This window comes from Delftia sp. WSY_7 (genome assembly GCF_043104845.1).
Lineage (GTDB): Bacteria > Pseudomonadota > Gammaproteobacteria > Burkholderiales > Burkholderiaceae_C > Comamonas > Comamonas tsuruhatensis.
In genome coordinates, this window is sequence record NZ_JBICLB010000033.1 from 583,630 (window position 1) to 590,692 (window position 7,063).

Below are 7,063 nucleotides of genomic sequence, written 5' to 3' on the forward strand. Positions count from 1 at the left end.
GGACCCACAGGGATCACTGCCAGGACGACTGGCCAGGAAAACTCCTGAAAAACAATGTGCGCCCCGCTGCCGTGCGCATGCAGTTGCTCTTGCCACCGTCGCGCCTCAGCCCGCCGTGGCCACCAGCAGGCCGCCATCGGCCTGCCTGCGCACCTGCACCGGCAGCGCATGGGGCAGCGCCCGCACCCAGGCATGGGCCTTGGCGATGCGCACGCGCCCGCTCAGCGGCAGGCGCGCGGCCTCCGGCGTGGCCTGCAGGTCGAACGGCGCATAGCGTGACAGCCGCGCCAGGGCCTCGCCCAGCGTGGCATCGGCAAACACCAGCTCGCCATGCCGCCAGGAGGCCGCCTGCCCCGCATCGCCCCGGGTCTGCGTGGCCACCGTGCCTTCCATGCGCAGGCCCTGGCCTGCAGACAATTCATAGAAGCGCCCGCCATCCGCGTCGGATTGCACGCGCACACGCCCCGACTCCACCTGCACCGTGACCCGCTCCTGCCCCTGGGCGCCCGTGGCCAGTTCCACGCCGAAGCGCGTGCCCAGCACGGTGACGCGCACGCCGCCGGCCTGCACGGTGAAGGGCCGGCCCTCGTCCCGCTCCACCTCGAAGAAGGCCGCGCCCTGCGTCAGCTGCACCACGCGCCGCGTGGCGAAATACTCCACCTGCGCGCTGCTGAGCGCGTCCAGCAGCAGGCTGGAGCCGTCCGGCAGGCCATGGCGCACCTGCTGGCCGCGCAGGCTGGACCAGCCGGCCTGCCACTGCACATGCGTGTCGCGGTAGTGCCGCCATTGCTGCCAGCCCAGGCTGCCGCCCAGGCCGAAACCGGCCACGCCCAGCAGCGCGGCCAGGCTGCGCCGCCGACCTGCATGTCGCGCAACGGCGACGCCTGGCCGCGTACCGCGCCAGCGGTGCAGCGCATCCTCTATGCAGGCGCTGGCCTGGATCAGGTCGCGCTCCACGGTGTTGAGGCTGACGCCCAGGCGCTCGGCAATCTCGGGCTGGCGCTCGCCCTGCACGCGGTGGGCGATGAAGGCGGCCCGGCAGCGCTCGGGCAGGCTGTGCAAGGCGGACTCCAGCACGGCCAGCGCCTGGCGGTACATGACGGAGTCGGCCACATCGGGCTCATGGCTGGGCGCCAGTTGTTCATGGACTGCCGCCTCGCCCAGGTAGCGGGCGTGGCGCTGGCGGCGGCGATGCGCATCCAGCGCCATGTGCTGGGCCATCACGGCCAGATAGGCCGTGGCGTCGCGCGGCATCTGGGCCGGATTCGCGGCCCCGGCCAGGTCTGCGGCCTCGGCCGGGGCGCTGCGCGCGTGTTCCGCCAGCCGCAGCCAGGTGTCGTGCACCAGGTCGCCCGCCTCCTCGCGGCTGCCCGTGCTGCGCGTGGCGGCACGCACCAGGTCGGCATAGGCCCGATCAAAGCCGGAAAGCAGAGCGCGGGTGAAGGAGGCGGACAAATCCATGGGGCTGGATCATAACCGCGCAAAGAAGAATCATTCTCAATAAACGCAATGCATGCCGGGCTCTTTCAGCGGTCCCTGGGCCATCCCTGAAAGGGCGCGATGCAAGGTGCAACGGGCCGCGAAGCGACTTTGCGCACGCCGCACGCGCTATCATCCGCACCGGCCCCCTGTTCCGGGGCCGGTGCTTCAAAACACCCATTTAGTAAGCGGTGCTGCCTCCCCGAAAGCGAGGCCTTGTCACGTCTGGATTCCGGGCTGTGGACGCTCGTCCACGCCCCTGCGGTTTCGGGCGGGATGGGGCTACCCGTAAGGGCGTCCGCACATCTTGCTGTGTGTTTTGAACATCCCGTCCACCTGTTTCGTGCTTCAAAACGCGGAGTCGGTGGTTTCAGTCTCAGTAAGGAGCACGGAAACATGACTGCCGTTTCTCTGGCACTCGCCTGCGCGCCCTCTTTTGGCGCCGCCCCTTCCACACGGAGGGCCCAGGCATGACCCCCACCCAGCCCACCCCCGCCACGGACAGCCACAGCACCCGGCAGCTGTCCAATGCGCTCACCCAGGTGGACCATCTCGTGCAGCAAGGCTGTGCAGAGATCTCCTCCATCGCCCAACTCGCCCTGGCATGGCTGGAGACGCCCAAGGGCCATCGCCACATGGACGTGGTGGCCCGCGCCCTGCAATGCATCCGCGACAGCGCCGAGACGCTGGCCGACTACGCCGGCACCGAGGCCCAGGCCATGGGCTGCGGATTCGAAGACGCGGCCGAGATGCGCCGCGCCGAAGCGGCCGAGGCAGCCGCCAAAGCCATGGCGCAACTGCTCGACTGCCGCACCCATGAGCCGGTGCGCCCGCAGGGCTGAGGCATGGCCATGGACAAGGAGAAGGACAAGGGCACCACCAGGACACAGCCCCCCAGCCTGCACCAGTTGACCAGCGCCATCACCGAGATCCACGGCAGCGTGCAGGAAAACTGCACCGAGATCTCGGCCCTGGCGCAACTGGCCCTGGCGGCAGTGCATGCACCGCAGGAGCACCACAGCCAGCAGGCCCTGGCCCATGCGCTGCGCGCCATCCGCGACAGCGCCGACCTGCTGGCCGGCCATGTGAAGGTGGAGGCCCGGCGCGTGGTGTGATCCCCCGCAAGGCCGCTGGCTGCACAACGGCGGCCCGAACGCCTGCGCCGCCGTCCTCAGAAGCTGCCGCGCAGCGTGAGCATGGCGTGGCGCGGTGCGCCATACAGGTTGTTGCTGAACGTTGTGCCCAGGGTCTGGTAGTAGGTCTTGTCGAGCAGGTTGTTGATGTTCAGCGTGACCGTCCAGCGCGGGTCGATGCGGTACTGCACCATGGCATTCCACAGCGCGTAGCCGCCCTGCGTGAAGTCAAAGGGCACGGACGTGCCCGCCGCCGACAGTGCCGTGCCGCTGACGTAGTGCGTGCTCTGGATCTGGGCGCTGCCGCCCACTTTCCAGCGCGACAGCTCGCCCGGCAGCGTATAGGCCGTGGACAGCTTGAACAGGTGGCGCGGCGTGATGCTGCTGTAGGTCTTTTCGGTGCTGCGGTCGCGGGTGTTGTTGAAGGTGTAGCCCGCTGCCAGTTGCCAGCCGGGCTGCAGCTCGCCGCCCAGTTCCATGTCGAAGCCCCGGCTGGTGACCTTGCCCTGTGCCAGGTAGCAGCAGTTGCCGCTCCAGCGGCTGTTGCTGGTCTCGTAGCGCGGGTCCACCACGGCCGTGCCCGTGCGCTCCACATTGAAGAGGCTGAAGGTGGCGTTCAGCCGCCCGTCCATCAGCTCGCCCTTGAGGCCGGCCTCGTAGCTGGCGCCCTTGACCGGCGGCAGCGAGGTGCCCGGCGCCGGGCCGGCCATGCTCAGCGCCTGCGGCTTGAAGATGGACGAATAGCTGGCATAGGCCGACCACTGGCTGTTCAGGTCATAGATCACCCCGCCATAGGGCGTGATCTTGGTGGGTTCCTTGAACGGCGTGTTCGACCAGGGCGTGCGGTTGCCCTGCGCATCCAGGTTCCAGATCGACTGCTGGAAGTCGTAGCGGCTGGCGCGCGCACCCAGGATGAGGTGCAGCCTGTCCGTGGGATGCAGGCGCAGCACGCCATAGCCGCCCATCTGCTTTTGGCCCCAGGGGCCGTAGCGGGTGTTGAAGTAGGTTTCCGTGGGAGGCGTCCAGATGCTGGGAGCAAACGGATTGCTGGCCACGGTGCCGCTGCCCGTGAAATTGGCGCTTTGCCAGAAGCTTTCCACGCGCTGCCAGTCCGCGCCCAGCAGCAATTCATGCGTGCGGCCCATGAGCTGGAAGGGACCGCCCAGGCTCAGGTCCACCACCTCCTGCGTATTGCCGGACTGGATGTGGCCGCCGCGCCAGACCGCCCCCGCCAGGGTCTGCGGGTTGATGGCGCCGCCCATGTAGACCCAGAAGCGGTCCAGCTCGGTCTCCACGCGCGAGACGTTGAGCTTGGCCTTCCAGCGGTTGTCGAACTTGTGCTCGAGCTGGGCGAACAGCTCCTTGGTCTCGTAGTCGTAATAGGCCCAGGGCTGGGTGAAGTTGGTGTGGCGCGGCAGGCCCAGGCTGCTGCCATCGGCAAAGCGCGGCAGGCCGGCATAGTCGCCGTTCTCATGGGTCTTTCCGTAGCTGCCGCCCACGGTCAGCAGGGTGTCTGGCGTGAGGTCGGCCTCCAGCACGCCATAGAGCGAGGGCTTTTCGCTGCTGCGCAGGTCCATGTAGGAGTCGCCCTTGTGGTAGGACAGCACGGCGCGGCCGCGCACGCGGCCGTCGTCGGCCAGCGGCGCGCTGGCATCGAGCTCCACGCCGCGCCGGCTCCAGGAGCCGGCCGACAGCGCGGCCTTGAACTGCCGCTGGGCCAGCGGCTTCTTGCGCACCAGGTTGATGATGCCGCCCGGATCGCCCACGCCGCCCAGCAGGCCCGAGGCGCCGCGCATGACTTCGACGCGGTCGTAGAAGGCCATGTCCTGCTGCGGCGAATAGGTGTAGGCGCCCAAAGCCAGCGGCGCGCCGCCGTCGATCTGCATGCTGGTGATCTGAAAGCCCCGCGAATAGAAGTCGCCCACGGTATTGGCCACGACCACGCCGGGCGTGAGCTTGAGGGCCTCGGTCACATCGGTCACGCGCTGGTCGTCGAGCTGTTCGCGCGTGACCACCGATACCGACTGCGCAATCTCGCGGAACGACTGGTCCGTCTTGGAGGCAATGCTGGTCACGCGGCTGGTGTAGGAGCCCGTGCCTTCGGTCGTGCCGTCACCGGCGCGGCGCGCGGCCACGCGCACCTCGGCCAGCGACACCGCGCGCGGGGCAACGTCTGGCGCCCGGGCATCGGGCACGGCGCGCTGGCGCAGCACATAGCCGCCTTGCGGCTGCACCGCCGCCTCCAGCCCCGTGCCCTGCAGCAGCGCGGCCAGGCCGGCCTGCGCGGTGTGGCTGCCCTGCAGCCCCGGGCTGCGCAGGCCCTGGACCTGGTCCTGGGTGAAGGACAGCAGCAAACCCGAGTCGCGCCCGAAGCGGTTGAGCGCGTCCTCCAGCGTGCCCGCCGGAATCTGGTAGCTGCGTGTAGGTGCTGTGGCGGCCGTGGTGTTGACGGACGGCGAAGGCGCCTGCGCCCACAGGTTGCTGCCCAGCCCCGCGCAGGCCAAAGCCAGCAACAGGCCACGGGACGGGACGACAGAGGGGCGCAAGGCGCAGGGAAAGCGCCGGGGCGCTGCGGGATATGCCATGGTGTGCGAAGGACTGGGCCTGGAAGGAAAAGACAAACGGATGAATGGACGAATCGATGGGCGGGCCCGGCATGGCAAGCCCCCCTCTTCCTCCATGTCCCGCGAGTTCTCGAAACAGACCACCCCGGGCGCAGATTTCTTCAAAAAACTGCGCAGACCCCTTCAAGCCCCTGCCGCCTTCTTGCCCACCACCACCTCGCGCCGGCCCCACCAGCGCGTCATGGAGCGCAGCTCCAGTCCCGGCAGCGCACCGATCACGGCCAGCACGCGCGGCACCTCGGCCAGCGGATAGGTGCCTGAGATGCGCAGGTCGGCCACTTCGGGCTCGCAGGCCAGGGCCGCATCGCTGTACGGCTGCAGCGCCTCCAGCATCCGGGCCAGCGGCATGCCGCGCGCCACCAGCATGCCCTCGGTCCAGGCGGTGCTGTCCTCATGCACGGCGGTGGCTGGCGAGACGCCATAGGCCCGCAGCGTGGCCTGCTCGCCCGCACTGACCACCAGCACACCCTGGCCGGCCAGCCGGGGGGTCAGGCGCACGGCACCCTCGAACACACCCACCTGGAAATCACCATCCGTGAGCGCACGCACGGAAAACCGCGTCCCCAGGGCCAGCGCCTCGCCCGCAGTGGTCTGCACGGCAAAGGGCCGGGCGGGCTGCTCGGTGTCCTTGGCCGTGGTGACCAGCACCTCGCCCTGCAGCAGGCGCAGACGGCGGTGCCGGGGACCGTATTCGATGTCCAGCGCGCTGGCGCCGTTGAGCACGATCTGCGTGCCGTCCGGCAACGCCATCTGCCGACGCTCGCCCCGCGCCGTGCGTGCATCGGCCACCCAGCCCTGCCAGGGCAGGCGCTGCTCCAGCTGCCAGGCAATGCCGGCACCAAAGGCCGCAACGGCCAGGGACCGGATCACGCGCCGGCGAGCGGAACCACGCGGAGCCAGCGCAGCCCGGGCTATCGGTGATTGCGGCGGCGCCACCAGCCCAGCCAGCCGCTGGTTGACGGCAGCGATGCGCTGCCAGGCCTGCTCGTGCAGCGGATCGGCCGCGCGCCAGGCCTGCCAGGCTTGCCATTCGCGGGCCAACTCATCGGACAGGCCGCCCTCCTGGTGCTTCAGCCACCACTCGATGGCGCTGCGCGCTACCTCGGGCGGCAGGCCGGCTCCCGGCGCCGTCATGCATCCACCGCGAAATAGCAGTGCATGCCGGCCTGCACCAGGTAGCGCTTGATGGTGGTCAGCGACAGGCCCAGCTCGCGCGCAATGTCGGCCTGCTTCATGCCGTCCAGCTGGGCCATCAGAAAGGCCCGCCGCACGGGAGCAGGCAGGCCGTCGAGCATGCGGTCGATCTCGTCCAGCGCCTCCAGCAGCAGCGCGCGCTCCTCGGGCGAGATGGCAAAGGACTGCGGCGCCTGGGCCAGCGCCTCCAGATACGCGCGCTCCAGTTGCTGGCGCCGGTAGTGGTTGGCCAGCACGCGCTGCGCCACCGTGGTCAGGAAGGCGCGCGGCTCACGCGCCTGCACAGGCTCGTCGCGCGCCAGCAGGCGCACAAAGGTGTCGTGCGCCAGATCGGCCGCCTGGTGCACATCGCCCAGCTTCTTGCGCAGCCAGCCCTGCAGCCAGCCGTGGTGGTCGGTGTAGAGCGTGGCGACTTCGCGGTGAAGGGAGGTTTCGGCGGCAGGCATGGCGCGGAGGAGGAATGCGTGGGCGGCTGGCCCGAAATATGAGATCAATTCTCATTTGCATTCTAACGGTTGGCCTGCGCTGCGTTGCCACGGTGATGCCGACCCAGCACCCATCACCTGCCGCCCTGCGAGGTGTTGCCGCTCTCAGCCGTGGTACTGGCCGCATCCTTGCGCACCGGCAATGCGA

The 7,063-nt window shown here is 69.3% G+C and carries 6 protein-coding genes; 2 read left to right on the forward strand and 4 right to left on the reverse strand.

Annotated features, from left to right (window positions below; translation table 11 throughout):
- Positions 1 to 105: 105 nt before the first annotated feature.
- Positions 106 to 1,461, reverse strand: a complete 1,356-nt coding sequence (locus tag ACF8ME_RS14750) for a sigma-70 family RNA polymerase sigma factor (protein WP_392417139.1) — start codon at positions 1,459 to 1,461, stop codon at positions 106 to 108.
- A gap of 488 nt (positions 1,462 to 1,949) precedes the next feature.
- On the opposite strand from ACF8ME_RS14750, the gene ACF8ME_RS14755 reads away from it, so the two are divergent.
- Entirely contained in the window at positions 1,950 to 2,321 is a 372-nt protein-coding gene (locus tag ACF8ME_RS14755; RefSeq protein ID WP_392407243.1) for a hypothetical protein, read from the forward strand.
- A 3-nt stretch (positions 2,322 to 2,324) separates the two neighbouring features.
- Positions 2,325 to 2,594 carry a hypothetical protein gene (locus tag ACF8ME_RS14760; protein ID WP_154834531.1) on the forward strand — a complete coding sequence of 90 codons (270 nt, stop codon included), beginning with the start codon at positions 2,325 to 2,327 and terminating at the stop codon, positions 2,592 to 2,594.
- 56 nt (positions 2,595 to 2,650) lie between these two features.
- Here ACF8ME_RS14760 and ACF8ME_RS14765 read toward each other — a convergent pair whose 3' ends face one another.
- The 3 genes from ACF8ME_RS14765 to ACF8ME_RS14775 form a co-directional block, all read right to left on the reverse strand.
- The gene (locus ACF8ME_RS14765; RefSeq protein WP_154834532.1) at positions 2,651 to 5,197 is read right to left on the reverse strand and encodes a TonB-dependent receptor; all 2,547 of its coding nucleotides are present in this window, start codon (positions 5,195 to 5,197) and stop codon (positions 2,651 to 2,653) included.
- 162 nt (positions 5,198 to 5,359) lie between these two features.
- Entirely contained in the window at positions 5,360 to 6,370 is a 1,011-nt protein-coding gene (locus tag ACF8ME_RS14770) for a FecR domain-containing protein (RefSeq protein ID WP_392417141.1), read from the reverse strand.
- Positions 6,367 to 6,876, reverse strand: a complete 510-nt coding sequence (locus ACF8ME_RS14775) for a sigma-70 family RNA polymerase sigma factor (protein WP_047327597.1) — start codon at positions 6,874 to 6,876, stop codon at positions 6,367 to 6,369. Before ACF8ME_RS14775 ends, ACF8ME_RS14770 begins: the two co-directional genes overlap by 4 nt.
- Positions 6,877 to 7,063: the final 187 nt, after the last annotated feature.

Excerpts from the sequence above, each read along its gene's own strand:
- ACF8ME_RS14750 (WP_392417139.1), bottom strand. The coding sequence starts at position 1,461 with ATGGATTTGTCCGCCTCCTTCACCCGCGCTCTGCTTTCCGGCTTTGAT.
- ACF8ME_RS14755 (WP_392407243.1), top strand. The coding sequence starts at position 1,950 with ATGACCCCCACCCAGCCCACCCCCGCCACGGACAGCCACAGCACCCGG.
- ACF8ME_RS14760 (WP_154834531.1), top strand. The coding sequence starts at position 2,325 with ATGGCCATGGACAAGGAGAAGGACAAGGGCACCACCAGGACACAGCCC.
- ACF8ME_RS14765 (WP_154834532.1), bottom strand. The coding sequence starts at position 5,197 with ATGGCATATCCCGCAGCGCCCCGGCGCTTTCCCTGCGCCTTGCGCCCC.
- ACF8ME_RS14770 (WP_392417141.1), bottom strand. The coding sequence starts at position 6,370 with ATGACGGCGCCGGGAGCCGGCCTGCCGCCCGAGGTAGCGCGCAGCGCC.
- ACF8ME_RS14775 (WP_047327597.1), bottom strand. The coding sequence starts at position 6,876 with ATGCCTGCCGCCGAAACCTCCCTTCACCGCGAAGTCGCCACGCTCTAC.